This window comes from Sphingomonas sp. ABOLE (genome assembly GCF_003950455.1).
Taxonomy (GTDB): Bacteria; Pseudomonadota; Alphaproteobacteria; order Sphingomonadales; family Sphingomonadaceae; genus Sphingomonas; species Sphingomonas trueperi.
Genome location: NZ_QQWY01000023.1, coordinates 54,785 through 81,580, shown reverse-complemented (window position 1 = coordinate 81,580; position 26,796 = coordinate 54,785). Strand labels below are relative to the sequence as shown.

The 26,796-nt window shown below is 69.7% G+C and carries 23 protein-coding genes; 2 read left to right on the top strand and 21 right to left on the bottom strand.

Annotated features, from left to right (window positions below; all coding sequences use genetic code 11):
• Together CA234_RS15105 and CA234_RS15100 are read right to left on the bottom strand one after the other, a co-directional pair.
• Positions 1 to 1,149: DUF1501 domain-containing protein (locus CA234_RS15105; RefSeq protein ID WP_206431209.1), on the bottom strand; the 1,149-nt coding region annotated here is incomplete at its 3' end.
• A gap of 4 nt (positions 1,150 to 1,153) precedes the next feature.
• A complete protein-coding gene (locus tag CA234_RS15100) occupies positions 1,154 to 2,647 on the bottom strand; it encodes a DUF1800 domain-containing protein (protein WP_126002094.1) in 1,494 nt (497 codons plus the stop codon).
• A gap of 239 nt (positions 2,648 to 2,886) precedes the next feature.
• Here CA234_RS15100 and CA234_RS15095 point away from each other — a divergent pair, with 239 nt between their 5' ends.
• Positions 2,887 to 3,168 carry a hypothetical protein gene (locus tag CA234_RS15095; protein ID WP_084580441.1) on the top strand — a complete coding sequence of 94 codons (282 nt, stop codon included), beginning with the start codon at positions 2,887 to 2,889 and terminating at the stop codon, positions 3,166 to 3,168.
• A gap of 90 nt (positions 3,169 to 3,258) precedes the next feature.
• Here CA234_RS15095 and CA234_RS15090 read toward each other — a convergent pair whose 3' ends face one another.
• Entirely contained in the window at positions 3,259 to 3,525 is a 267-nt protein-coding gene (locus tag CA234_RS15090; RefSeq protein WP_126002093.1) for a hypothetical protein, read from the bottom strand.
• Between the two features lie 247 nt (positions 3,526 to 3,772).
• Here CA234_RS15090 and CA234_RS15085 point away from each other — a divergent pair, with 247 nt between their 5' ends.
• A complete protein-coding gene (locus CA234_RS15085; protein ID WP_125972149.1) occupies positions 3,773 to 4,588 on the top strand; it encodes a TorF family putative porin in 816 nt (271 codons plus the stop codon).
• Between the two features lie 211 nt (positions 4,589 to 4,799).
• Here CA234_RS15085 and CA234_RS15080 read toward each other — a convergent pair whose 3' ends face one another.
• The 18 genes from CA234_RS15080 to CA234_RS14995 form a co-directional block, all read right to left on the bottom strand.
• On the bottom strand, positions 4,800 to 5,966 hold the full coding sequence (locus CA234_RS15080) for a deoxyguanosinetriphosphate triphosphohydrolase (protein WP_126002092.1): 1,167 nt from the start codon (positions 5,964 to 5,966) through the stop codon (positions 4,800 to 4,802).
• A 38-nt stretch (positions 5,967 to 6,004) separates the two neighbouring features.
• Positions 6,005 to 7,702 (bottom strand): SPOR domain-containing protein, encoded by a 1,698-nt coding sequence (locus tag CA234_RS15075; RefSeq protein ID WP_126002091.1) that lies wholly within the window; start codon positions 7,700 to 7,702, stop codon positions 6,005 to 6,007.
• 84 nt (positions 7,703 to 7,786) lie between these two features.
• Complete coding sequence (gene ftsZ, locus CA234_RS15070; protein ID WP_126002090.1) at positions 7,787 to 9,271, bottom strand: cell division protein FtsZ; 1,485 nt, start codon at positions 9,269 to 9,271, stop codon at positions 7,787 to 7,789.
• Between the two features lie 112 nt (positions 9,272 to 9,383).
• Positions 9,384 to 10,646: a cell division protein FtsA gene (gene ftsA, locus CA234_RS15065; RefSeq protein WP_126002089.1), complete on the bottom strand. Its 1,263-nt coding sequence runs from the start codon at positions 10,644 to 10,646 to the stop codon at positions 9,384 to 9,386.
• On the bottom strand, positions 10,646 to 11,620 hold the full coding sequence (locus CA234_RS15060; protein WP_126002088.1) for an FtsQ-type POTRA domain-containing protein: 975 nt from the start codon (positions 11,618 to 11,620) through the stop codon (positions 10,646 to 10,648). The genes ftsA and CA234_RS15060 overlap by 1 nt, the downstream gene beginning before the upstream one ends.
• Positions 11,617 to 12,537: a D-alanine--D-alanine ligase gene (locus tag CA234_RS15055; RefSeq protein ID WP_125972137.1), complete on the bottom strand. Its 921-nt coding sequence runs from the start codon at positions 12,535 to 12,537 to the stop codon at positions 11,617 to 11,619. The genes CA234_RS15060 and CA234_RS15055 overlap by 4 nt, the downstream gene beginning before the upstream one ends.
• Complete coding sequence (murB, locus tag CA234_RS15050) at positions 12,534 to 13,418, bottom strand: UDP-N-acetylmuramate dehydrogenase (protein WP_126002096.1); 885 nt, start codon at positions 13,416 to 13,418, stop codon at positions 12,534 to 12,536. Before murB ends, CA234_RS15055 begins: the two co-directional genes overlap by 4 nt.
• 220 nt (positions 13,419 to 13,638) lie before the next feature.
• A complete protein-coding gene (gene murC, locus CA234_RS15045) occupies positions 13,639 to 15,051 on the bottom strand; it encodes a UDP-N-acetylmuramate--L-alanine ligase (RefSeq protein ID WP_125972135.1) in 1,413 nt (470 codons plus the stop codon).
• Positions 15,048 to 16,202: an undecaprenyldiphospho-muramoylpentapeptide beta-N-acetylglucosaminyltransferase gene (murG, locus tag CA234_RS15040; RefSeq protein ID WP_126002087.1), complete on the bottom strand. Its 1,155-nt coding sequence runs from the start codon at positions 16,200 to 16,202 to the stop codon at positions 15,048 to 15,050. Before murG ends, murC begins: the two co-directional genes overlap by 4 nt.
• Entirely contained in the window at positions 16,199 to 17,431 is a 1,233-nt protein-coding gene (locus CA234_RS15035; protein WP_126002086.1) for a putative peptidoglycan glycosyltransferase FtsW, read from the bottom strand. Before CA234_RS15035 ends, murG begins: the two co-directional genes overlap by 4 nt.
• Positions 17,428 to 18,816: a UDP-N-acetylmuramoyl-L-alanine--D-glutamate ligase gene (murD, locus tag CA234_RS15030; RefSeq protein WP_126002085.1), complete on the bottom strand. Its 1,389-nt coding sequence runs from the start codon at positions 18,814 to 18,816 to the stop codon at positions 17,428 to 17,430. The genes CA234_RS15035 and murD overlap by 4 nt, the downstream gene beginning before the upstream one ends.
• Positions 18,813 to 19,886, bottom strand: coding sequence for a phospho-N-acetylmuramoyl-pentapeptide-transferase (gene mraY / locus CA234_RS15025; protein ID WP_126002084.1), 1,074 nt, complete (start codon positions 19,884 to 19,886; stop codon positions 18,813 to 18,815). The genes murD and mraY overlap by 4 nt, the downstream gene beginning before the upstream one ends.
• A complete protein-coding gene (murF, locus tag CA234_RS15020) occupies positions 19,874 to 21,259 on the bottom strand; it encodes a UDP-N-acetylmuramoyl-tripeptide--D-alanyl-D-alanine ligase (RefSeq protein ID WP_126002083.1) in 1,386 nt (461 codons plus the stop codon). The genes mraY and murF overlap by 13 nt, the downstream gene beginning before the upstream one ends.
• Positions 21,256 to 22,671, bottom strand: coding sequence for a UDP-N-acetylmuramoyl-L-alanyl-D-glutamate--2,6-diaminopimelate ligase (locus CA234_RS15015; protein ID WP_126002082.1), 1,416 nt, complete (start codon positions 22,669 to 22,671; stop codon positions 21,256 to 21,258). The genes murF and CA234_RS15015 overlap by 4 nt, the downstream gene beginning before the upstream one ends.
• Positions 22,668 to 24,371 carry a penicillin-binding protein 2 gene (locus CA234_RS15010; RefSeq protein WP_125972120.1) on the bottom strand — a complete coding sequence of 568 codons (1,704 nt, stop codon included), beginning with the start codon at positions 24,369 to 24,371 and terminating at the stop codon, positions 22,668 to 22,670. The genes CA234_RS15015 and CA234_RS15010 overlap by 4 nt, the downstream gene beginning before the upstream one ends.
• A complete protein-coding gene (locus CA234_RS15005; protein ID WP_126002081.1) occupies positions 24,368 to 25,021 on the bottom strand; it encodes a hypothetical protein in 654 nt (217 codons plus the stop codon). Before CA234_RS15005 ends, CA234_RS15010 begins: the two co-directional genes overlap by 4 nt.
• Complete coding sequence (gene rsmH / locus CA234_RS15000) at positions 25,021 to 25,968, bottom strand: 16S rRNA (cytosine(1402)-N(4))-methyltransferase RsmH (RefSeq protein WP_125972116.1); 948 nt, start codon at positions 25,966 to 25,968, stop codon at positions 25,021 to 25,023. The genes CA234_RS15005 and rsmH overlap by 1 nt, the downstream gene beginning before the upstream one ends.
• Positions 25,965 to 26,447, bottom strand: coding sequence for a division/cell wall cluster transcriptional repressor MraZ (locus CA234_RS14995; RefSeq protein WP_121078307.1), 483 nt, complete (start codon positions 26,445 to 26,447; stop codon positions 25,965 to 25,967). Before CA234_RS14995 ends, rsmH begins: the two co-directional genes overlap by 4 nt.
• Positions 26,448 to 26,796: the final 349 nt, after the last annotated feature.

Below are 26,796 nucleotides of genomic sequence, written 5' to 3'. Positions count from 1 at the left end.
CCCCTCCATCCCCGCCACCGCCGTCATCGCCGTCATCGCCGGAAACAGCGCCTTCGCCGTCTGCGCAGGGGCCAGTCCGAAATGCCGCGAGACCGCGCTCGCGATCAGCACGTCGAGCGCCGTCGTGGGCTTGAGGTCGCGCCCCTCGTACAGCGCCGCGTCGCTAAGCCCCGGCCAGTCGGCCTGCACCCGGCCGCCCTGCACCGCGCCGCCGAGCAGCATCGCGACCGAGCCGGTGCCGTGATCGGTGCCGCCGGTGCCGTTGGCCTTCACCGTCCGGCCGAACTCGGTCGCCACCACCACCAGCGTGTTGTCCCAATGCGGCCCCAGCCCGGCCTTGAGCGCCGCGACCATCGCGTCGAGGCCCTTGAGCTGCCCGCCCAGCCGCCCGCGCTGGCCCGAATGGGTGTCCCAACCGCCAGTCTCGATCATCGCGATCCGCGCGCCGCCCGGCGCCGAGAGCAGCTTGGCCGCCAGCCTGCCGGTGTCCGCCGCGCGTCGCCCCCCGTCGCTGCCGAGGTCGCCGGTGAGCATCCGCGTCGCCATCGCCTCCTGCCAGAGCGGGTGGAGCTGCTGGTCGCCTTCGTACATCGCGGTCACCCGGGCGAGCAGGTCGTCCGACGCCTTGGGCAGCGAGGAGGGCGCATAGCTCGCCACCTCGACGCTCCCGCGCAACGCCATCGGCACCGCGGCGGCGAGCGCGATCGCCTTGTCCTGCGCGGGCAGCTGGCGGAGCAGCCGGTTCATCCAGCCGTCCTTGAGCTGATAGGCCGAGGCGCCGCCGGTCTCGAGCACGTTCTGCCCGTCGAAATGCGAGCGGTCGCGATAGGGCGAGGCGACCGCATGGACGAACAGCGCCTGCCTCGCCTGGTAGAGCCCGAGCGTGTTCGCCATCGCCGGGTGCAGCGCGAACATGCCGTCCAGCCTGGGCGCGGTGGCGAAATCGGCGGCGAGGTCGCCGCGCGCGCCGGCATAGGCCGGGTCGCCCACGGGTGCCACGATATCCAGCCCATCGGCCGCGCCGCGCTGGATGAGGAAGACGAAGCGGCGCTCGGTCGGCGCGGCGGCGAAGGCCATGCGCGCGCCCAGCGGCGAGACCATCAGCGCGGTGGCGCCGGCGGCGAGCAAGTGGCGACGATGCAGCATCATGACGCTATCTCCGCAGGAACTCGGGCGCGACCAGCAGCAGTGCGACCCCCTGGCTGTTGCTTTCCGCCCGCGCGATCGCCTGAGTCGTGGCGGGGCTCAACGCCTCCGGGAACATCGCGGCGGCGCGGGCGCGCGGATCGATCTGGTCGCGGGTGCGCTGCGCCATCCGCTCGGCGGCCTCGACCCGGCGGAGCACCGCATCGGGCCCGGCCCAAGCGCCCGTCACGTCGTCCCACCCCGCCGGCGAGCCCGGCTTCCACACCGGCTGGCCGAGCTGGTTCATCAGCCCCGGCATGGCGTTCGGCTGGAGCTGCCGGGTGCCGAGCGCGCGCATCGCCGAAATCGACCATTCCCAGGGTGACTTGAACTTCACCGTCCCCGGCGCCCAGCATTCTGGCGAGGCAGTGAGGGTGCGATAGAGGCTCGGCAGGTCGCCCCCGGTCTTGCTGAAATTCGCCTCCAGCCGCGCGACGAGCTTTGGCGGCGGATCGTCGCCGGCGAAGTGGCGGGCGAGCTTGGTGGCGATGTGCCGGGCGGTGGCGGGATGCGTGGCGAGATGGTCGAGCACCGCGGCGGCCTGCGCCTCGCCCGCCTGCGGCCATGGCTGGCCGAGGATGGTACGCGTGCCCGGCTCGTGCAGCGCGTCGGCGAAGACGAAGTCGCCCGGGCGGCCGCTGGCACCGGTGAACTTGGCGACCGGTCCGCGACCGAAGCCGGCGACCGTCCAGCCGGTCATCGCGCGGGCGAACTCGGTGACGTCGGCCTGGCTGTAGCCGGTGCGGACGCCGAGCGTGTGCAATTCCAGGATCTCGCGCGCGAGATTCTCGTTGAGGCCGAGGTTGCGGCGCACGTTCGGGCGATTGGCGGCGCGGACCGCCAGCGGGCTGTTCGGCCCCACCGACACCGCCTGGTCGAGGAACAGCAGCATCGCCGGATGCCGCTCCACCGCGAACAGCATGTCGCGGAAGCTGCCCATCACATGCGGGCGGATCGCCTCGAACTCGAAGGCGCCGGCGAGGTTGGTCACCTCCATCTTGTCGCCCGAGAGGGCGAAGTGATTGGCCCAGAAATGCACCAGCCGCTCGGCAAAGGGCGCCGGAGACTGGAGCGCGGCCAACGCGCGGGCGGTGACGGCGCCATTGTAGAGCGCGCGGCTTTGCTGGGCGAACTGCTTGCGCAGCGCCTCGGCGGGATCGTCGCCGGTCTGGACGATCGGCGGCTGCGGCACCGGCGGCGCCATCGCCGCGGCAGGCCTGGAGGGTATCGATGGCGGCGGCGCTGAAGGCCCCGCGGTTTTCCGCAACTGCGAAATCTGCGCGCGATAGGCGGCGAATTGCGCGACCAGCGTGCCGCTGGCCGGCTGCCCCGTCATCGGCGGCGGCGCGGCGACATAGCGCTCCAGCTGCTGCACCAGCCACGCGCGCGGCTCGTCCCCCAGGCTATCGTCGGGGCGCGCACCCAAACCGAAGCGATTCAACGCGATACTCATACCCGCCATCGGCTACACTCCGCTGACCGGTGCGCCTTCTACCGCGCGATTGTCGCAGGAGTTTGCCAGCGCCGCTCCGCTCGTCGCATCGGCGAGCCGTTCGGCCCGTGCCCGAACAGTTGCGCAGACTGCAATCATGACCCCCGCGCTTTGCGGTTGCCGAATCTGCTGCAGCGCAACAAAACGTCTATCAAGAACATACGAAGGATGCCGATCTGGCTCTTTTGGCCCAACGAAGGAGAAAGATCGTGACCCGTTTCACCATCGCACTCGCCGCTACCCTGTTCGCCGCCGCGCCCGCTTTCGCAGCCGACAACGCTGACGCCCGCAGCTTCACCCGCGACGGCGTGACCTACACCTACACCTCGACCGTCAAGGGCGACGTGCAGATCCTCGAAGGCGTCGCCAAGCCGGGCAACCAGAACTTCCGCCTCGTCGTGCGCAACGGCTGGGTCGATGGCAACGCCGCCGGTACCCGCGTGTCGTTCCGCGTTCCCAAGGTGACCAAGGTGCAGGTCGCGTCGCGCTAAGCGACGCCCACCGGCTCCCGGAAAAACAAGAACCCCGCGGCCGCCTGGGCGACCGCGGGGTTTTCCGTTCTGGGGGGACGGAACTGAAACTTAGTGACGGGTGCCTGCGGTGCCGCGCCCGGCCTCGTCGGTCGCCGCCCTACGGGTCGGCAGATACGGGTGCTTGCCGGCCTGATGATGTGCCTGGGTGGCGGCGGGCTTGTGGTCCTTCATCCGCCAGGTAACGATCTGGCTCTTGCCGGCCGGCATCCAGACCCGCGCATGGGTTTCGTGGAGCGACTGGGCCGCCGCGGGCGTGACCACCATGATCGCGGACATCAGTGCGATGGGTGCAAGCTTCCCGATGACGTTGCTCATGATCGGTCGCATCCTCTCCTGCCCCGATCCTCTACCCGCCGGGCGTTGCGTCACACTTGCGCGGCTGTGACGAAAGATTGCCGCTGCTTCGGCCGCACGATCAGCAACACTTTATTACAATTCAGCCACGAATCGGCCATGCTGCAGCGCGAAGATGAAACATCGGCGCGACAGTCCCGTCCTCGAGAATGGGTCGCCGCACCGGCGCAGGCTGGAACTTTCACTCGCTACCGAGAGGGAAGTTTCCATGAAGATTCGTCTTGCCGCCGCAGCCCTGCTCGGCCTCTCCGCGCCCGCTTATGCGCAGGAAAACGCCCCGCCCCCACCGGTCACCGTCTCGGGCAGCGTCGCGCTCGTCTCCGACTATCGCTTCCGCGGCGTCTCGCAGACCGACAAGGAAATGGCGGTCCAGGGCGGTCTCACGGTCACCCATGAAAGCGGCCTCTACGGCTCGCTCTGGGGCTCCAACCTGTCGGGCTGGGGTACGTTCGGCGGCGCCAACATGGAGCTGGACGTGGTCGGCGGCTACAAGCTGCCGATCGGCGGCGGCGCCGCGCTCGACGTGGGCGTCACCTGGTACATGTATCCGGGCGGCGCCTCCAAGACCGACTTCGCCGAGCCTTATGTGAAGCTGAGCGGCAGCATCGGCCCCGTCTCGGCGCTGGCCGGCGTCGCCTATGCGCCGCCGCAGCAGGCACTCGGCAACTGGAGCAACACGCCCGAGAGCCGCGAGGGCGACAAGGAAGACAATCTCTATCTCTGGGGCGATGTCAGCACGGCGGTGCCGAAGACCCCGATCACGCTCAAGGCGCATCTCGGCTATTCGGACGGCAACAAGGGCCTCGGCCCGAACGGCACCAGCGTCGCGCCGACGGGCAGCTATGCCGACTGGCTGGTCGGTGCGGACCTGGCGCTGGGCAAGGTGGTGCTCGGCGTCGCCTATGTCGACACCAGCATCACCAAGCGCGACAGCGCATATCTGCTGCCCAATTTCTCCAGCACCAAGGACGGCTCGACGATCGCGGGCAGCCAGGTGGTGTTCTCGGTGAGCGCGGCGTTCTGACGGCAAAGGCACCCCTCCCGCGTGCGGGAGGGGACGGGGGAGGGACTGACGTGGCAGCATCGCTGCGGCGGAGCAGCCCCTCCCCTAGAGCATTTTCAAGTTGACCGTTTACGGTCAACGACTCGGAAAATGCGGCAATCGAAAACCTAGAGCGTCTTCGCCCAAGGTGAAAACGCTCTAGCCCCTCCCGCAAACGGGAGGGGAACGAACATCAGAACCCCTCCGGCAGGTCGATCGTGCCGCACACTTCCCGGTAGCGGGCGATAGCGTAGCGGTCGGTCATGCCGGCGATGAAGTCGCCGATGTGGCGGCTGCGCCAGGGCTCCTCCGCGGGCAGCGCCTCGCGCCATTCCGCCGGCATCAGGCCTGGGTCGGCGACATAGCCCGCGAACAACCCCGACACGACCTGCCGCGCCGAGGCCGCCGCCGCCAGCTGGCTCGGATGGTGGTAGAGATTGGCGTACATGAACCGCTTCAGCCCGCGCTCGGCGTCGCGCATCGCGGGCGAGAAGCCCGCCAGGCAGCGCCCGGCACTCCGCACGTCGTCGACCGTCTCCACCCCCGACTCCGCGATCCGCGCCCGAGTCTCGCCGATGAAGTCGTTGACCATCAGCCCGATCTGCGAGCGGATCAGCTCGCCGGTCAGCCGCTTGGCACCCACGCCGGGGAAGCGCGCCTGCACATCCGCCCAGGCCGCGGCGATCATCGGCACGGCCATGATCTGGTCGAGCGTCAGCAGCCCGGCGCGCAGCCCGTCGTCGATGTCGTGATTGTCATAGGCGATGTCGTCGGCGATCGCCGCGACCTGCGCCTCGAGCGAGGGCCAGCTGTCGAGCTCGAGCGGGAACTCGGCATCGGCCGCGGCCAGCGCCCATTGCGGTTCGTGGATCGGGCCGTTGTGCTTGGCCAGGCCCTCCAGCGTGTCCCAGGTCAGGTTCAGCCCGTTCCACGAGGGATAGGGGCTGTCGAGCAGGGTCAGCGTGCGCAGCGTATGGCCGTTATGGTCGAAGCCGCCCTTCCCCGCCAGCGCCGCCTCCAGCGCATCTTCGCCGGCATGGCCGAAGGGCGGATGGCCGATGTCATGCGCAAGGCACAGCGCCTCGGTAAGGTCCTCGTTCAGCCCCAGCGCGCGGGCGATCGCGCGGCCGATCTGGGCGACCTCCAGGCTGTGGGTCAGCCGCACCCGGAAATGGTCGCCATCGGGGGCGAGGAACACCTGCGTCTTGTGGCGCAGCCGGCGGAAGCTGATCGAATGGATGATCCGGTCGCGGTCGCGCTGGAAGGCGTCGCGCGGGCCGCGCGCACCGCCGCCCGCTTCGGGATGCAGGCGACCGCGCGTCCGTGCGGGCGTACAGGCCCAGGAGGAAAGCTGTTTCACCCGCGCGCCCTAGCCCAGCCGGACGGCCTTGCGAAGGGTCAAGGCGCGATCTTGCTGACCTTCTGCCCCGCCGCGCTGGTGACGACGAAGGCCGAGACCCCCTCCCCCGCCAGCTTGTTGACGAAGGCCTGCGCCTCGCCGCTCGTCTTGAACGGCCCGGTGACGATGCGGTTGGTCGCCTTGAACGGCATCCACCAGCCGCCGCGTGCCTTCAAGAGCTTGGGCGACTTGGCCGCGACGCCCTTCCAGGCACGGTCGACGGTGGATTCGTTGGCGCCGCTCGCCACCTGCACCCAGACGCGTTCGGGATCGGCCTTCTTCGGATCGGGCTTCTTGGGCTCGGACTTCTTGCCCTTGACCGGCTTGGCGTCCTCGTCGTCCGCGGGCTTGCCCCCCTTCTTCGTGCCGGGCCTGGTGGGCCTGGTGTCGGCCTCGTCCCCGGCCTTGGCGCCCTTGCGAGCGCCTGGCTTTGCCGGCCCGGCCTCTTCCTCGTCCGCGACGATCGGCCGCTTGGGCTCGGGCTTGGGCCGGACGGTGATCGTCGGCTTGGCCGCAACGATCGGCTTCGGCGCGACGGTACTCGGGCGCGCCGCCGGCGTCCGCTCGCTGGCCGGCACGTCGATAGTCGCGATGATCGAGGCGAGCGGCGAATTGGCGGGCGCGACGTAGCGGACCTCGGGCTGCGGCGCCGGGGTCGGCTGGACGATCGGCCGGGGCGCCGGGCTCGGCTGCCGCGTCGACGTCGGTTGCCGCACCACCGGCTGCGGCACGGGCTGGCTCGGCACGGTACGGGCGACGGGTGCCACGTCCGCCTTGGCGACCTGCACCGACGCGGTCTTCGGCGTCGAGGCACCGCGACGCCCGCGCATATCGGTGCGCACCGACATGGCGGCAGGCGTCACCGGCGCAGTCTGCGCGATCTGCACCGGCGCGGGGCCGGTATAGGCCGGCAGCGAGGGCGCCATCCGCGCATCGGCCAGCCGCGCCGGCGTCGGCGTCAGCTCGCCGAAATGCACCGCGAAGGCACGATCGGCGGGGCCCAGCGTCGCGATCCGGCGGAAGAAGGGCAGCAGGTTCTTGCCCGCCGCGCCCGGCAGCACCGTGCCCGCGATCTTCTCGGCCCCCGCGACATCGCCGTTCATCGCCAGGATGAAGGCGCGGTCACGCCACGCCGCGCGGTCCTGCGCCCGCAGCAGCGCATCGAGTTCGCGTTCGGCCCCGGCCCGATCGCCGCTGATGCCGAGCGACAGCGCATAGCGCCGCACCACGTCGTTCTCGCGCTTGGTCGCCAGCGCCAGCTTATAGTCGCGCTGGGCGAGCAGGGGCAGGCCGAGCAGGTCATAGGCGAAGCCGCGATCGGCGGCGAACTCGCGCGGATCGACACCGCGCTGCTCGGCCTGCTGGAACAGCTTGAGCGCCTCGCCCGGCCGCCCCTGCCGCACCAGCACCGCGGCGCGGTTGCTGGCGATCCGCGGGTTGGTCGCCTCGATGTCTTCCGCCCGCTGGAGCAGCGCCAGCGCGCCCGACAGGTCGCCCAGCCGCGTGCTCAGCCGCGCCGCCGCGACCAGCGCCTCGATGTCGCGCGGGTTCTCGGCGAGCACACGCATCTGGGTGGCGAGCGCGTCCGCATCGGGATTGTGCGCCTGCACCACTTCGCTCTGCGCGAACGCCGGATGTGCGCCGAGGAGCAGCGCCGACGCGAACGCGCCGATGCCGAGATGTTTCTTGCTGATCATGCTGGGCTAACCGCTAGTGCCGCGGCGCTGAACCGCCGCTGACGGGGCAAGGGGTGGCCCGGCGAACCGTGCCACCCCTGCGCCTTACTGGTTGTTCTGGCTGCGCAGGAACCGCGGGATGTCGAGCGGATCCTTGTCCTCTTCCTCGGTAGCCTTGCTGCCGCGCGAGGCCGAGGCCATGCGCTCGAACAGCGTGCCGCCGGTCTTGGGGCGCGGCCGGGTATCGGCATCCTCGTCGCCGCCGGTCAGCCAGCGACGGCGGCCGGCCGGTGCCTCGGACGCCGGAGCGGGCGCAGCGGCGGGAGCCGGGGCCGGCGCCGGGACCATCGCTTCGGCGCCGAGCAGCAGCTCGTCCGAAGCCGGGGCCGGCGGGGTCGGCTCGGGCGCCGGCGCAGGCGCGGCAGCGACCGGCTCGGGCGTCGGCGCGACGGGTGCCGGCGCGGGAGTGGCCTCGGCGACCGGGGCGGGTGCGGGTTCGGGCGCAGCAGGGGCCGGTGCGGGCGCCGCTACCGGCTCCGGCGCGGCAGCACCGGTGGTGCGGCGCGGGGTGGAGAAGGAGAAGACGCGCGGCTGCTCGGCCGGCGCCGCCGGGCGGTTCTCGACATTCGCGTCGATGCCGGTGGCGACCACCGACACGCGGATGCGGCCCTCCAGCTCCGAGTTGAACGCCGACCCCCAGATGATGTTCGCGTCCGGATCGACCAGCTCGCGAATGTGGTTCGCGGCCTCGTCCACCTCGAGCAGGCGCATGTCCTCGCCGCCGGTGATCGATACGATCACGCCCTTGGCGCCGTTCATGCTCACGCCGTCGAGCAGCGGGTTGGCGATCGCCTTCTGGGCGGCGATCAGCGCGCGGTCGTCGCCGTCCGCCTCGCCCGTGCCCATCATCGCCTTGCCCATCTCCTGCATCACCGAACGGACGTCGGCGAAGTCGAGGTTGATCAGGCCGGGCATCACCATCAGGTCGGTGATGCCGCGCACGCCCTGCTGCAGCACCTCGTCGGCCATCTCGAACGCTTCCTTGAAGGTCGTGTTCGCATTGGCGATCAGGAAGAGGTTCTGGTTCGGGATGACGATCAGCGTATCGACATACTTCTGCAGCTCTTCGATGCCCGCCTCGGCCGATTGCGCGCGGCGCTTGCCCTCGAAGGCGAACGGCTTGGTGACCACGCCGACAGTGAGGATGCCCATCTCGCGCGCCGCCTTGGCGATCACCGGCGCCGCACCCGTGCCGGTGCCGCCGCCCATGCCGGCGGCGATGAAGCACATATGCGCGCCTTCGAGCGACTGCTGGACCTGCTCGATCGTCTCTTCCGCCGCGGCACGGCCGATCTCGGGCCGCGAGCCGGCGCCGAGCCCTTGCGTGATCTTCGCGCCGAGCTGGATGCGCTGCGGCGCGACCGACTGCTTCAGCGCCTGCGCGTCGGTATTGGCGACCAGGAACTCGACGCCCTGCACCTCGGCGCGGATCATGTTGGCGATGGCATTGCCGCCAGCGCCGCCAACCCCGATCACCGCGATCTTCGGCGTCAGTTCGTCCACGTCGGGCGGAAGGAAATCGATACTCATTCTATGGTCTCCCGTGGCAGCGCACGCGCACGCTGCACAGCCTGATATTCTCTGATGCACGAAGCGAAGCGACGACTCCAGCCATCCCTAGCACCCCGGCATTCGCTTTTCTTCAATAATTCGCCCGGAACGCCGCGATCAACCGCTGGAAAAGCGCGCCCGGGCTCGCCCGCGTCACCAGCTGGTGCCGGCTGGGCTCCAGCGTGCGCAGGTCGATCGGATCGGCCGCGGCAAACTGGGTGAGCCCGGCCAGCGTCGAGAAGGCCGGGCCGGCATGCGCATTGGGCATGGCGAGCAAGCCCCGCGGGCGCCCGACGCGCACCGCGTTGCCCAGCGCCTGCTGAGCATAATCGGCGATTCCGGCCAGTTCGGCGCCGCCGCCGGTCAGCACGATCTGGCGGCCCACCGGCTCCTGGAAGTTGAGCTTCTTCAGCTCCTTGCTGATCTCGGCGATCAGCCGCTCCAGCCGCTGGCGGATGACCGTGTTGAGCGCCGCCTTGGTGATGCGCGGGCCTTCGGTGCCCTCGTCCGCGGTCGCCGGCGCGACGTCGATCGTCTCGCGATTGTCGCGCGGGGAGAGATTGGCCGAGCCGTGGAAGCATTTGGTCCGCTCGGCCCAGGCGCGCGCGGTGCCGAAGGCGGCGGCGATGTCGTCGGTAATGTCGGCCGAGCCCATCGGGATCGAGGCCAGCCCCGCCAGCACCCCTTGCGCGAAAACGGACACGTTGGTCACGCCCGCGCCGATCTCGACCAGCGCGACGCCCAGCTCGCGCTCCTCCTCGGTAAGGCAGGCAAGTCCGGTGGCGACGGGCGCCGCGATGATCGAGCGCACCTCCAGATGCGCCGAGCGGACGCACAGATCGAGGTTGCGGACCGGCGAGCCTTCGGTGGTGACGACATGCACGTCGACCCCCAGCCGATCGGCATGCAGCCCCAGCGGCCGCTTGACGCCGCCCAGCCCATCCACCGTGTAGCGGGTCGGCTGCGCGTGGAGCACCATCCGCCCCTGCGGATCGATCGCGCCGCGCCCGGCCTTGAGCAGATCGTCGATATCGGCCTGCTCGACCCGGTGCCCCCCCAGATCCGCTTCGACCTTGACGACGCTGGAGACCAGCCCGCCCGCCGAGAAGCTGACCCAGACATCCTCGATGTTGAACCCGGCGATCCGCTCGGCCTGCTCCACCGCCTCGCGGATCGCGATTTCGGTCGCGTGCATGTCGGCGACATAGCCGCGCTTGACGCCCCGGCTCTCACGCTGGCCGGTGCCGAGCACGATCAGATTGCCCTCGTCGGTGCGCTGCGCGATCAGCGCCGAGACCTTCGACGATCCCACGTCGAGCGCGGTGATCAACCCTTCGGGTGCAGCCTTCGCCATCAACCTTCCCCTGCGCCGGTGCCCGCCGGCGGCGGCGTTGTCGTCGTCGTCGTTGGCGCGGTCGGTGCCGCCGTCGGCGCGGAGGATACCGGCGGCGGCGGCTCGATCACGCCCTGCCGACGCACAACCAACTTGTTCGCGTCGCGCATGTCAAATCCGACATAGCCACGACCCAGCAGCCGCTGCGTGCCGTCGATCTGGACGAATTTCTTGAGCGCTGCGATCGCCTCGTCCTCGCCCTCGGGCAGCTGCAATTTCTCGCCCGAGGTGAAGAACAGGTCCCAGCGGCGATTGCCGACCCAGCTGGTCGCCTTGACCAGCGGCTTGAGGCCGGGCTGCGTCTCGAGCAGATGCTTGCGCGCGGCTTCCTGGGTGTTGGCGCCTTCGCCGATCAGCAACGGCAGATCGGGCATCGCCTCGAGGGAGACCGGCTCCAGCGGCACGCCCGAGGGATCGATCAGCATCAGCTGGCCATGGTTCTGCCAGACGGCGACCGGCGTGCGCTCCTCGATCGCGATGTGCAGCGTCGACGGCAGGCGGCGCGAGACGCGTGCGTCCTTCACCCAGGGGAACTTCAGCAGCCGCTGCCGCACCTCCTCCAGGCTGACCAGCGGCATCGCACGCGAGTCCTGGTCGAGCACCTGCTCATAGACCGTGGCGCGGTCCATCCGCTTCAATCCGTCGATCTGGATCTCGTCGACCTTGAGGCCGGCATCGCCCACCGCCTGCGCGAAGCCCACCCCGATCATCTGCGGTACGCCCGCGAGAATCCCGACGGTCAGCACCACCGCGGCGACCGCGCCGACGATGCTCCACGTGGTGACCTTGTGCAGCGTCTCCGGGCTGATCGGCAGCCCGGCGATCGCCTGGTCGAGCACGCCCACCCGCTGCGGCCGGCGCGCGGTGCCGCGCGGCTTCGGCTTCTCGCCGCGCCGGGTGGTCGCGCGCTGCGCTTGGGCGGGCCTGCGGCTCACAATGCCTCCTCGACGATCCGTTGCACGAGACTAGCATAGTCGATGCCCAGATGGCGCGCCTGTTCGGGCACCAGGCTGAGCGGGGTCATGCCCGGCTGGGTGTTGACCTCAAGCAGGAACAGCCCGTCCACGCCCTGCGTATCGTCCCAGCGGAAATCGGCGCGCGAGGCGCCCTTGCAGCCGAGCAGCCGGTGCGCGTCGAGCGCGATCCGCTTGCACGCTTCCGCCACATCGTCCGGGATCTTCGCCGGGAAGACGTGTTCGGTGAGGCCGTCGGTGTATTTGGATTCATAGTCATAGAAGCCGCTCTTGGGCTTCAGTTCGGTGACGCCCAGCGCCTGGTCGCCCAGCACCGCGGTGGTCAGCTCGCGCCCGCGGATGAACGGCTCGGCCAGCAGCTCCTCGAACTCCTGCCAGGGCCCGCGCGCATCCGGGTGAATCGGGTTGCCGACATTGCTCTCGGCGGTGACGATCGCCACGCCCACCGACGAGCCTTCGTTGACCGGCTTCAGCACATAGGGGCGCGGCAGCGGATCCTGCCGATACAGCTCCTCGCGCGACACCATCCGCCCGCCGGGCATCGGGATGCCGTGCGGCACCAGCGCCTGCTTGGTCAGCTGCTTGTCGATCGCGATCACCGAGGTCACCATACCGGAGTGGGTATAGCGGATGCCCATCAGGTCGAGCATGCCCTGCACGCTGCCATCCTCGCCCGGGGTGCCGTGGAGCGCGTTGAACACCACGTCCGGCTTGGCCTCGGCGAGCTTGGCGGCGACGTCGCGGTCCAGGTCGATCCGGGTGACGCGGTGGCCGAGGCTCTCCAGCGCATCGGCGACGCCGCCCCCCGACATCAGCGATACCTCGCGCTCGGCCGACCAGCCGCCCATCAATACGGCGATGTGGAGATTCTTCGTCATTTACCCGCAACACCCACGCGCTGAATCTCCCACTCCAGTTCGACGCCCGACTGCGCCTTCACGCGCGCGCGGACGTCCTCGCCCAGCGCTTCGATATCGGCGCTGGTCGCTTCCCCCAGGTTGAGGAGGAAGTTGCAATGCTTCTCGCTGACCTGCGCGTCGCCGCGGCGCAGGCCCCGGCAGCCGGCCGCGTCGACCAGCGCCCAGGCCTTGTGGCCCTCCGGGTTCTTGAAGGTCGAGCCGCCGGTCTTCGAACGCAGCGGCTGCGATTCCTCGCGCGCGGCGGCGATGCGGTCCATCTCGGCCTGGATTGCGTCCGAGGGCTTGGCGAAGCCGCGGAAGGTGGCGCTGACCACGATCGCGCCCTCGGGCAGGCTGCTGTGGCGATAGGTGTAGCCGAGATCGGCATTCCCTAGCGTACGCCGCTCGCCCGAGCGGAGGACGACTTCGCATTCGACGAGGATGTCGCAGGTCTCGCGGCCATAGGCGCCGCCGTTCATTCGCACGAAGCCGCCGACGGTGCCGGGGATCGAGCGCAGGAACTCGACGCCGCCGATGCCCCAGTCGCGCGCCCTGGACGAAACGAGGATGCCCGAAGCACCGCCGCCGCAGCGCAGGGTGGTGTCGTCGAGCTGCTCGACCGCGGCGAAGGCCTTGCCGAGGCGGATCACCACGCCGGGCACCCCGCCGTCGCGGACGATCATGTTCGAGCCGAGGCCGAGGCCCATCACCGGGGTGGCGGGGTCTAGCGCGGCGAGGAACGCGGCAAGGTCGTCGGCATCGGCGGGCTCGAACAGCCACTCCGCCGCGCCGCCGCTCTTGAACCACACGAGCGGCGCAAGCGGGGCGTTAGGGGTGAGTTTGCCGCGAACGGGAGGCATGTTCACAGACCGCGCTCCAGCACGCACGTTCCTCCCCGGGCGAAGCTCGGGGAGGGGGACCGCCGCCGCAGGCGGTGGTGGAGGGGCCGCGCCGTCAGGCGCGGAGCACGCTGCAACGGAAGGCCACCGCCGCTGTCGCGGCGGCCCCTCCACCACGCTGCTGCGCAGCGCGGTCCCCCTCCCCTGCGTTCGCAGGGGAGGAATGAAGTCATCGCCAGGCTCACGCTTCCCCCCGCGCAGCCGCGATCGCCGGTGCGAGACCCGCAGCCCATTTCGTGATGTCGCCCGCACCGAGACACACCACCATGTCGCCCTCGCGCACCACGCCGCCGAGTGCAGTCGCCAGCGCCGTCGCGTCGGTGGTCGCCGCTACCGCGCGGTGCCCGCGATGCGAGATCTGCTCGACCAGCGCATCGGCATGAACGCCCTCGATCGGCGCCTCGCCCGCCGGATAGACCGGCGCCACATACACCATGTCGGCGTCGTTGAACGCCTGGGCGAACTCGTCCATCAGATTGCCCAGCCGCGAATAGCGGTGCGGCTGCACCACCGCGATCACCCGGCCGCGCGTGCTCTCGCGCGCCGCCGCCAGTACCGCGCGGATCTCCACCGGGTGGTGCCCATAATCGTCGATGATCGCCGCGCCCGCGACTTCGCCGACCTTGGTGAAGCGCCGCTTGACCCCGCCGAACTTGGCGAAACCCTGCTGGATCGTCGCATCCGGAATGCCGAGCTCCAGCGCCACGCCGATCGCGGCCAGCGCGTTCTGGACATTGTGGCGGCCCGGCATCGGCAGCTCGATATTCTCGATCGAGCGGGTGGTGCCGTCGCGGTTGCGGATGATCGCCTCGAACCGGTTGCCCCCGGCATGCGGCGTCACGTTCACGCCGCGCACATCGGCGCTGGCAGCGAAGCCATAGGTGACGATCCGCCGGTCGCGAACGCGCGGGATGATCGCCTGCACTTCCGGGTGATCGAGGCAGAGCAGCGCCGCGCCGTAGAAGGGCACATTCTCGACGAACTCGACGAACGCCGCCTTGACCTTCTCGAACGAGCCATAATGGTCGAGATGCTCGGGATCGATATTGGTGACGATCGCATAGGTGCCGTCGAGCCGCAGGAAGCTGCCGTCGCTCTCATCGGCCTCCACGACCATCCAATCGCTGTCGCCCAGCCGGGCGTTGGAGCCGTACTGGTTGATGATCCCGCCGTTGATCACGGTCGGGTCCACCCCGCCCGCGTCGAGCAGCGCCGCGACCATCGAGGTCGTCGTCGTCTTGCCGTGGGTGCCGGCCACCGCGATGGTGGACTTGAGCCGCATCAGCTCGGCGAGCATCTCGGCGCGGCGCACCACGGGGATGCGGTTCTGATAGGCCGCTTCCACCTCGGGGTTGGTGCGGACGATCGCGGTGGAGACCACCACCACCGCCGCCTCGCCCAGATTCTCGGCGGCATGGCCGATCGTCACCGGAATGCCGCGATCGCGCAGGCCCTGGACGACGTAGCTATCGGCGACGTCCGAGCCCTGCACCTTGTAGCCGAGGTTATGCATCACCTCGGCGATGCCCGACATGCCGATGCCGCCGATGCCGACGAAGTGAATGGTACCGATGTCGGTGGCGACGCCCTTCATGCGTAAGCTGGCCTTCCGTTCTTGTTTGCTTTCTGCACCTTCCCCACCGGGGCGCGGGGTGCGTGGATCGATTCGACGAGATCGGCGAGGTCGCGCACCGCATCGGGCCGGCCGACGCCGCGGGCGCGCGCCGCCGCATTCTCCAGCGCCTTGGTGTCGAGCCCCAGCTTCTGCATCTGCTTGGCCAGTTCCTGCGCGGTGAAGGCGCGCTGCGGGATGGTCCGCGCGCCGCCGGCCTCGGTGATCTCGCGCGCATTGGCGGTCTGGTGGTCGTCGGTGGCGCTGGGCAGCGGCACCAGGATCGCGGGACGCCCGGCGGCGGTCAGCTCGGCGATGGTCGAGGCCCCTGCCCGCGCGATCACCAGATGCGCCCAGGCGAGCCGCTCGGGCATGTCGGGCAGATAGGTGGCGACCTCGGCGGGGATCTCGTGCTCCTGGTACTTGGCGCGGACCATCTCGATGTCCTCGATGCGCGCCTGGTGGGTCACCTGCAGCCGGCGGCGGAAATGCACCGGCAGCAGCGCAAGCCCGTCGGGCACCACCTGGCTGAGGATCGAGGCCCCCTGGCTGCCGCCGGTCACCAGCACGCGGAACAGCCCGTCTTCCTCCAGCATCGGATAGGGCTTCGCCCGCAGCGCCAGCACCGCCTCGCGCACCGGATTGCCGGTGAGATGCGTCTTGGCCTCCCAGCCGGGCTTCATCCGCTCGACCTTGTCATAGGACGTCGCGATCGCCGCCACGCGGCCCGCGACCAGCCGGTTGACCCGGCCCAGCACCGCATTCTGCTCGTGGATCACGGTGGGGATACGCGCGCCGAACGCCGCCAGCAGCGCCGGGAAGGCGGGATAGCCGCCAAAGCCGATCACCGCCGACGGGCGCAACTGCTTGTAGAGCTTGCGCGCCATCGCCCGGCCTGCCAGCATCTGCCGCGCCGCCTTGAGATAGCCGATCGGCCCGCCGCCCAGCCGTCCGGCGGGGAGCACATGCGTCTCGACGCCCTCGAACAGCCCCGGAAAGCGCACGCCACGCTCGTCGCTGACCAGCGCCACCTGATGCCCGCGCCGTGCGAGCTCCACCGCCAGCGCGGCCGCGGGCACCATGTGCCCGCCGGTGCCCCCGGCGGCGAGGACGTAACTACGGCGTTCGGTCATGCGGCTTTGCTCCAGCGGCCTGTGTAGGGCGAGCGCTTCAGATACGGGTTTCGGCGCGTGAAAGCGAGCAGCAGGCCATAGCCGATCGACAGCGCGATCATCGACGATCCGCCATAGCTGATGAAGGGCAGCGTCATGCCCTTGGACGGCGCGATGCCGGTGTTCACCGCCATGTTGATCAGCGCCTGCACGCCGAACTGCGAGGCGAGGCCGGCGGCGGCGAGCAGCCGGAACGGATCCTCCTCGTCGAGCAGCTTCATCAGTACGCGGACGACGATGGCGAGGTACAGCAGCACGATGATGCCGCAGGCGATCAGCCCGAACTCCTCGCCGATCACCGAGAAGATATAGTCGGTATGCGCCTCGGGCAGGCGGAACTTGATCTGGCCGCTGCCCGGCCCCGCGCCGAACAGCCCGCCGGCGGTCAGCGTGTCGTGCGCCATCTCCACCTGATAGCGATCGGCGAGCGCGGCTTCCTTGGTGGGGAACAGGAAATTGTCGATGCGGGTGCGCGCGGTGCCGTAGAACAGATAGGCCGCGACCACCCCCGCCACTGCCATGCCGCCCAGGCTCGCGATCGCAGCGGGCGAGATGCCGGAGAGCATCAGCAGGATCACCCACACCGTGCCGAACAATATGGTCTGGCCGAAGTCCGGCTGGAGCATCAGCAGCACCGCGATTAGCGCGGTGATCGCGCCGGTGACGATCATCACCGGCAGCTCGGGATCCTTGGCGCGGAACGAGAGGATCCACGCGGTCGAGACGATGAACATCGGTTTCAGGAACTCGGACGGCTGGAGATCCGAAATGCCCAGGCTGATCCAGCGCTTGGCCCCGTTCACCTCGTGCCCGATGATCGGCAGCAGCATCATCAGCCCGAGAAAGACGAGCGCGCCCGCCAGCGACAGCCGCCGCGCCAGCGAGGTGGGCAGCATCGAGACGAGGATCAGCACCGGCACGCAGATGCACACCCACATCAGCTGCCGCCAGAAATAATACATCGGCTGGACGATATGCGCCGCATCCGAATAGCGCCGCGCGGTCGCGGGCGAGGCGGCCGCGACCGCCACCAGCCCGATCGCGATCAGCAGCAGCGGCAGGAACAGCAGCACGCGGTCCACTTCCCAGAACCACATGCCCGCACGGGACTTGCTGGCGCGGCTGAGCTGGTTGGAGATGCGCGGTAGGCCGGCGTGCTTCTCTTCCACGTCCCCGGACTGGCGGCTCACCCGAGCGCCTCCACGGCGGCTCGGAAGGCGTCGCCGCGATGCTCGAAATCGCGGAACTGGTCGAACGAGGCGCAGGCCGGCGACAGCAGGACGGCGTCGCCCGACCGGGCCTGGGCGGCGGCGGCGTGCACGGCGGCCTCCAGCGTGCCGGACCGCTCGACGGGCATCTCGCCCTCCAGCAGGCCCGCGAACAGCGGCCCGGCCTCGCCGATCGTGTAGGCGCGCACGACATGGCCGAAGCCGGGGCGGCAGGCCTCCAGGCTGTCGGTCTTGGCGACGCCGCCGAGAATCCAGTGGATGCGCGGGAACGCCGCGAGCGCGGGGGCGGTCGATTCCGGGTTGGTCGCCTTGCTGTCGTTGACGAAGACCACGCCGTTCCGCGTCGCGATCCGCTCCATGCGGTGCGGCAGGCCGGGGAAGCTCTCCAGCCCCTTGTCGATCGCGGCGCGGTCGATGCCCAGCGCCTCGCAGGCGGCGATCGCGGCGAGCGCGTTCTGCGCATTGTGCGGCCCCTGCAGCGCCGGCCAGCGTGACTGGTCCATGCACACGCCGGGCGCGATCCTGGTCACGTCCTCGCTGCGGCCGGACAGCGCCACCTGCCGGGCGATGTTCGCCGAGGCCGCATCGCCGAGGCCGATGATCGCCGCATGCCCCTTGGACTGCATCGCGAACAGCCGCGCCTTGGACGCGGCATAGCCCTCGAAGCCGTCATAGCGATCGAGATGGTCCGGCGTGATGTTGAGCAGCACCGCGACGTCGCAGTCGAGGCTGTGGGTCAGGTCGATCTGGTAGCTCGACAGCTCCAGCACATAGACGCCGCCTGCGGGAAGCGGATCCTGGCCGAGGATCGGCAGGCCGATATTGCCGCCCAGCCGCGTGGGGATGCCCGCGGTCTCGATAATGTGGTGGATCAGCGCGGTGGTGGTCGACTTGCCGTTGGTGCCGGTGATGCCGACCACGCGGTGCGCGGGCAGATCGGCGCGCGCTTGCGCGAAAAGCTCGATGTCTCCGATCAGCGGCACGCCGGCCGCGCGGGCGTGCGCCGCGATCGGGTGCCGGTTGAGCGGCACGCCGGGGGAGACGACCATGCCGGCACAGTCGGTGAGATCGGTAGTCAGCGGATCGGCGAGCAAAAGCTCCCTCTCCCCTTCCGGGGAGAGGGTTGGGGAGAGGGGCAAGTGCGACGCGCCATCGACAGGCCCCTCTCCCCGACCCTCTCCCCGCAAGCGGGGAGAGGGAGACAAAGACTCCCGCGCCGCCTCGTTCGCATCCCACGCCAGCACCCCTGCCCCGCTGGCCAGCAGCGCGCGCACGGTCGCCGCGCCCGAGCGTGCGAGCCCGAGCACCGCGAAGCGTTTGCCGCGCCAGGCGGGGCTGGTGATCACCGCAGCTTGAGCGTCGCGAGACCGGCCAGCGCCAGCACGAAGGCGATGATCCAGAAGCGGATCACCACCGTCGGCTCCGACCAGCCGAGCTGTTCGAAATGATGGTGGATCGGCGCCATGCGGAACACGCGCTTGCCGGTGCGCTTGAAGAAGAACACCTGGATGATGACGCTCAGCGCCTCCATCACGAACAGCCCGCCGATGATGCCGAGCACCAGCTCATGGTGCGTGGTGACGGCAATCGTGCCGATCGCCCCGCCCAGCGCCAGGCTGCCGGTATCGCCCATGAACACCGCGGCAGGCGGCGCATTGAACCACAGGAAGGCGAGCCCCGCCCCGATCATCGCGCCGCAGAAGATGGCGAGGTCGCCCGCGCCCGGCACGTGCGGGATGCCCAGATAGGTCGCGTAGATCTTGTTGCCCGCAAGGTACGCGATCAGCATGAACGCCATGCCCGCGATCACCACCGGCATCGTCGCCAAGCCGTCGAGCCCGTCGGTGAGGTTCACCGCATTGCCGAACGCCACGATCGTGAACGCCGCGAAGGCGATGTAGAAATAGCCGAGATCCGGGTGCACCCAGCTGAGGAACGGCACGTAGAGCTGGGTATTGCCCTCGGCAAAGAGGATGATCGCGCTGGCCACGCCGGCGATCAGGAACTCGCCGATCAGCCGCACCTTGCCGGAGACGCCCGCGGTCTTCTGCTTCCGCACCTTGTCGTAATCGTCGAGGAAGCCGATCATGCCGAAGCCGAGCGTCACGAACATGCACGCCCAGACATAGGCGTTGCGCAGGTCCATCCAGATCAGCAGCGCCAGCGTCAGGCTGGTCAGGATCATCAGCCCGCCCATCGTCGGCGTGCCGCGCTTGGCGAGGTGGCTCTGCGGTCCGTCGGTGCGGATCGGCTGGCCCTTGCCCTGGCGCAGCCGCAGCCAGCCGATGAACTTCGGCCCGATCAGCAGCCCCAGCAGCAGCGCGGTCGCCACCGCCCCGCCGGTGCGGAACGACAAATACCGGAAGAGATTGAGGACGCCGGGAAAACCCAGCTGCTCCGCGATCAGATAGAGCATGATTGCCTTTCCGCCAGCGCCGCGACGATCGTCGCCAGCCGCACGCCGTTCGACCCTTTGATGAGAACCGCGTCGCCCGGCGCGAGCGTCGATTCAAGCGCAGCCTTCGCGGCCGCAGCATCGGCCACATGGACGAAATCCAGCCGTCCCTCAAGCGCGGCGGCCAGCGGCGCCATCGCTTCGCCCACCAAAATGGCACGACTCACCCCGGCATGCGTGATCGGATCGGCGAGTTCGGCGTGGAGGGCATCGGCGTGGGTGCCCAGCTCGCGCATCTCGCCGAGCACCGCGACCCTGCGCCCCGGTTCGGCGGCCAGCACCTTGAGCGTCGCGCGCATCGAGCTGGGATTGGCGTTGTAGCTTTCGTCGATGACGAGCGCGGTGCCGTCGCCGACGGACACGGTCATCCGCGCGCCGCGACCGGCAAGCCCGCCCATCTCGGCGAGCGCGAGCCCCGCGACTTCGAGGTCGCCGCCCACCGCATCGACTGCGGCGAGAATCGCCATCGCGTTGGACACCCAATGCTCGCCCGGCTGGGAGATGGTGAAGCTGAGCTCGCGGACGCCGAAGCGCGCCATCACGAAGGTGCCGCCGCTGCGCGCGCGCATCGTCTCGACGGCGCGATAGTCGGCGCCTTCGCCCAGCCCGAAGGTGACGATGCGGGTGGCATAGGGCCGCGCGGCGTCGAGCAGCCGGTCGCGATAGGGGCTGTCGAACGGCACGATCGCAGTGCCGCCGGCGGCCAGTCCCTGGAAGATCTCGCCCTTGGCGTCGGCGATCTTCTCGACGCTGTCGAAGAAGCCGAGATGCGCCGGCGCGATGGCGGTGACGATGGCGACATGCGGCCGCACCAGCCGGGTCAGCTGGGCGAGTTCGCCGGCATGGTTCATGCCCATCTCGAACACGCCGTAGCGGCTTTCGCGCGGCATACGGGCGAGGCTCAGCGGGACGCCGGTATGGTTGTTGTAGCTCTTCACCGAGCGGTGCGCGCAGCCGGGATCGATCCGGTCGAGCGCGGCGAACAGCGCCTCCTTGGTGCCGGTCTTGCCGACCGAGCCGGTGACGCCGATGATCTTGGCCGAGGACCGCCTGCGCGAAGCCGCACCGAGCGCGTTCAGCGCGCCGGTGGTATCGGCGACGCGGATGCCGGGACGATCGGTGGGGTCGGACACCACCGCACCGGCCGCCCCCTGCGCGAAGGCCTGGTCGAGGAAGCGATGCCCGTCGGTGCTCTCGCCCTTCAGCGCGAGAAACAGGTCGCCAGGGCCGACTTCGCGGGAGTCGAAGGCGACGCCGGAAACGGTGAAGTCGGCGGAGGCGGTGCCGTGCGTGGCAGCGGCGATCTCCGCGGAGGTCCAGAGCGTCGAGGTCACGCCGCGCACTCCCGCGCCACCGCGACATCGTCGAACGGCAGCACCATCTCGCCGACGATCTGGCCCTGCTCATGTCCCTTGCCGGCGACCAGCACGATGTCGTGCGGCTCGGCCATCGCGATCGCCGCCGCTATCGCCGCGCGGCGGTCGCCGATCTCGGTCGCCTCCGGTGCGCCCTTGAGGATCGCGCGGCGGATCTCGGCCGGATCCTCGGTGCGCGGATTGTCGTCGGTGACGATCGCCACGTCGGCGCCCGACGCCGCCACCTGCCCCATCAGTTCGCGCTTGCCGGGATCGCGATCGCCGCCGGCGCCGAACACCAGGATCAGCCGGCCGTCGGTATGCGGCTTCAGCGCCGCGATCGCCGCCTCCAGCGCATCGGGGGTATGGGCATAATCAACATAGACCGGCGCGCCATTGGCGGCGATCACCGCCCGCTCCAGCCGCCCGCGCACCGGCTGCAGCCGCGCGCAATTGGCGAGCGTTTCGCCCACGTCGCCGCCGGTCGCGATCACCAGCCCCGCCGCGGTCAGCGCGTTCGCCGCCTGATAGGCGCCGATCAGCGGCAGCCGTACAATGTGGACCTTGTCCTCCGCCTCGATCTCCAGCGTCTGGCCGAGCAGCGAGGGCGTGCGCGACACCAGCCGCAGCGTCTTGCCATGCTCGCCCACCGTGATCAGCCGGTTGCCGCGCATCCGGGCGAGATCCTCGACCTGCGGCGCATGCGGATCGTCGGCCCACACCACCGCGGTGCCGTCCTCGGCCAGCACCTCGGCGAAGAGGCGCAGCTTGGCGGTGAAATAGGTCGCCATGTCGCCGTGATAGTCGAGATGGTCGCGGCTGAGATTGGTGAACGCCGCCGCGCGCACCGGCAGCCCCTCGGTACGGTATTGCGACAGCCCGTGCGACGAGGCCTCGAACGCGACATGGGTCACCCCTTCGCGCGCGAGCCCGGCGACGTTGGACAGGAAGGTGACGATGTCCGGCGTGGTCAGCCCGGTCGAGACGCGCTCGTCCGCCGTGGTCACGCCCAGCGTGCCGATCGAGGCGGCGTGAAAGCCGGCCATCCGCCACAGCTGGCGGGTCATCTCGACGGTGGAGGTCTTGCCGTTGGTGCCGGTCACCGCCGCGGTGACCGCCGGGAACGGCGCAAAGAACTGCGCGGCGAGGTTCGCGAAGCGCGCGCGCGGATTGGCGTCGGCGATGTGCATCGCGCCTGCCACCTTCGCCTCGGGCCGCGCCACCACGGCGATCGCGCCCGCCTGAACGGCGGCCTCGATATAGTCCTCGCCGTTCACCCGCGCGCCTTCGAACGCGCCGAAGATCGTGCCCGGCGCCACCTTGCGGTGATCGATCGCGAATCCGGTGACGACCGCGTCGTCCGCGGTGCCGATCAGGGGTCCCAGTTTCATTCGGCAGTCGCTTTCGGCTCCGGGGAGCGATCGACGAGCGGCAGCAGGTCGCTTTCGTCGATGTCCTTGGCATTGTCGGGCGCGATGCCCAGAAGGGCGCCGGTCCGCGCGATCAGGCGCGAGACGACCGGCGCGACGGTCCAGGCCGCGGTGGTCCGCGGCGTAGTGGCATTGGCCTTGGGCGAGTCGAGCATGGCGACCACCACATAGCGCGGCGCGTCGACGGGGAAAGCCGCCGCGAAGGTGGAGACGTTGCGGTGATGGTCGTAGCCACCCTCGCTCGCCGCCTCGGCGGTGCCGGTCTTGCCCGCGACGCGGTAGCCGGGCGCCTCGCCCTTGCGGCCGGTGCCCTTGAGCACGATCAGCCGCAGCAGCTGGCGCATCCGGTAGCTGGTCGATTCCTGCAGCACCCGCCTGCCCTGCACCGGATGCTCGGCGTCCACCTTCATCAGCGTCGCCGGGTGCCAGATGCCGCCATTGACCATCGCGGCATAGGCAGCCGCGAGGTGCAGCGGCGTCACCGCGATGCCATGGCCATAGGCGGTGGTCATCACCGTGATCCGCCCCCAGTTCGCCGGCCAGAGCGGGCGCACCGCGCCGATCTCGATGCTCGGCCGCTGGTCGAAGCCGAGGCGGCGGAACATGTCCTGCATCTTCTCCGCGCCCAGCTCGTCGGCGATCCGCGCCGTCGCGATGTTGGACGAATAGATCAGCGTTTCCGGGATGTTGAGCCAGCGAAACTGCTCGTCGCCCGGATCGTCATGGATGGTGAAGCGGCCGACCTTCATCGGCGCGGTCGCATCGAAGCGCCGCGACATCGAGGTGATCGTGCCCGAATCGATCGCCGCTGCCACCGCGATCGGCTTGAAGGTGGAGCCGAGCTCGTAGACGCTCTGGGTCACGTTGTTGCGCGGCGGCGGCCCGACCAGCTGGTTGGGGTTGAAGCTCGGCAGCGAGGTCATCGCGACAACCTCGCCGGTGTGCACGTCGAGCACCACCGCGGCGGCGCCGCGCGCCTGCAGGTCGGTCATCGCGCGACCCAGCTCGCTCTCCAGCGCCGCCTGCACCCGCGCATCGAGCGACAGCGTCACCGGCTTGCCGCGCTGCGCCGGATCGCTCAGCCGCGCCTCCAGCACCTTCTCCATGCCGGTGACGCCATGGCCCTTGTCGTCGAGATAGCCGAGCACGTGCGCCGCCATGTCCGACTGCGGATAGAGCCGGTCGGTCTCGCGCTGGAACTCGATCGCCGGTTCGCCGAGCGCGTTCATCTGGTTGACCAGCTCGGGCAGCGCGCGGCGCTTGAGGAAGGCGAAGCTGCCGCCGGCCTTGAGCAGGGCATAATATTGCGCCTGGCTGCGCTCGGGAATCAGCTCGGCGAGCTTCTGCGCCAGCGCGGCCTTGTCGCCGATCACCTGGTTGGGATGGATCGCGATCGTCCAGGCATCGATGCTGCGGGCGAGCGGCGTGCCGTTGCGATCGACGATGTCGCCGCGCGCCGGGACCAGCGCGTTGGACAGGTCGCGCGGGCTGGCCGGCCCGGCCGACAACGCCAGAAAGGCGAGCTTGACGAGGATCGCCAGCACGCCCGCGCCGAACAGGATCGAGAGAATCATCAGGCGCAACTGCGCCACCGCGACGAGCGCCTCGCGCCCCCCGCCCGAACCCCGCGAACGCGCGGGAGGGGCGACGACGACGATCATCGCTGCGCCGTTTGCTCGCGCTTCGCCACCCGGCGGAGATCGCTGATCGTCGCGGCGCTGAGCAGCGGACGATCGGGCTGGGCCAGCCGGGCCTTGTCGATCTTGCGGATCAGCCGGTCGAGATCCTGGGCGGGCTTGGTATCGGACTGCGCCACGCGGACCACGGTCGACTTGACGGGTGCTGCCTTGACCGGCGCCGCCGACGCGGTCTGCACCGGCCTGGCCGCCACCGTCTTGACCGGTGCCGCCGCAGCGGTCGCCACCGGCTGGGCAGCCGCCGCCGTCTCCACCGGACGCTGCCCGGTCGGGATCACGAGCGCCGCGGTTTCCACCTTGGCATCACCGGGTACGGCCGGCACCGGCTGGTCGAGCGCCGCCAGCCCGCTGGCGCTCGCCAGATACTGCTGCGGCTGCGGCGCGTTCATCGCCAGCACGTCGCCGTTCCAGCGCTCGATCTGGGCCATGTTGGCGCGGGTGTCGAATTCGGTTTCGAGGCCACGGATGTCCTTGTGCGCCTGGACGATGGCGGAGTCCATCGCGCGCAGCTTCGCCCGTTCCGCCGCGCCGTGCGACGTCACCATATAGCAGGTCGGCGCAACGATGACGCCGCACAGGAACCAGCCAAGCCCCCGGAAGCCATAGACAGCCATCACACCTTATCCTCACCGGACCACGGCGCCGCCTCGGTCCGCCGCGCCGCGCGCAGCGTTGCCGAACGGGCGCGTGGGTTACGCACCAACTCCGCCTCGCCAGGGCGCACGGCCTTGGCGGGCGTTTCAAAACTCGGTTCCGCCCGCGGCCCCACCGCCGGGCGATGCCGCGAACCCGCCGGCGTGCTGCCGCTGCGTTCGCGGAAGAAGCGCTTGACCAGCCGGTCCTCCAGGCTGTGGAAGGTCACCACCACCAGCCGCCCGCCGGGCTTGAGCACGCGCTCGGCGGCCGCCAGCACGTCGGTCAGCTCGTCCAGTTCGCGGTTGATGTGGATGCGCACCGCCTGGAAGGTCCGCGTCGCGGGATCCTTCTTGTCGTGCGGGCGATGGCCGAGCGCGCGGCGCACCACCGCCGCCAGCTCCGCGGTGCGGGTCAGCGGCCGCGCCTCCACGATGAACTTGGCCACGCGGCGCGCGCGCGGCTCCTCGCCGAGGTGGAACAGCACGTCCGCGATCTCGCCCTCGTCGGCATTGTTGAGCCAGTCGGCCGCGCTCATCCCCTCCCCCGCCATCCGCATGTCGAGCGGCCCGTCCTGCTGGAACGAGAAGCCGCGCTCGGCCTGGTCGAGCTGCATCGAGGAGACGCCGATATCGAGCACGACGCCGTCCACCGGCGCCAGGCCGCGCGCCTCCAGCTCTTCGGCCAGCCGGCTGAACGGCGCATGGATCAGGGTGAGCTGCCCCGCGCTCTCCGCGACGATGCGGGCACCATTGGCGATCGCGGTCGGATCGCGGTCGAACGCCACAACGCTGGCACCCGCACCGAGCATGGCGCGCGTGTAGCCGCCGGCGCCGAAGGTACCGTCGACATGGGTTTCGCCGGGCGCAATCGCGAGCGCGTCCAGCACTTCGTCGAGCAGCACGGGGATGTGGGGCGCGTCGGTCACATCGCCCCCTTTTGCTGCATCAGGTACAGGCAGATTTCCTTGAGTTCGGGATCGGCGGTCTCGCTCGCGAGCAGTTCGTCGGGCGCCCAGATGTCGAACGTGTCGCCGCTGCCGACGAAGAACGCCCATTTCTGGATCTTGGCCTTGGCGCGGAAGAAGGGCGGCAGCACGAACCGCCCGCTGTCATCGTACGGCGCCTTTTCGACCATGCCGAAGGCGCGGCGCTTGGGGCGCACGCTGGGCTGCTCGCCACGATCGAGCGCCTGCTGGTCCAGCTTGTCAATGCGCTCGTACTTGGTCCGCGACCAGCCGGTATCGTGCGCGGAGAGGCACGGATCCTCCGCATGCACGCCGACGACGATCTGGCGGACGTCCGAATTGCGCTCGGCGGCAGCGCGCAGGTCTGCGGGTATGGCGACGCGACCCTTCTGGTCGACCGCCTGGAGCGCAAATCCTTCGAAGAGCTCCCTGTCCGCCACGCCAAACCCCAAGCCGGGCACGACTCTCCCGCCGCCGGAATCACGCGAAATCGTGTTCCTGCTGGTGCTGTTCGGGAGAAAGGGTTCGTGCCCCCCTTTAGTGTGCCCTTTTAATCACATTATAGGGCGGGAGACAACGGGACAGATGGGGACGGCACGGGAATTTCAGCCACTGATCGCCACCGCTGGGCGCTTTTCGCGATAATGTCCCTTTTTGTTCATGCTTCTCCCCTGCCCAAGCCATGCTTGATCCGGAAAAATGCTTAATGTGAAGGGGATGGCGCCAGCAGCCGGGAACCGATCAGGCCAACGCCGAAACTGTCATGCACGACCCGCAAGCACCGGAAAC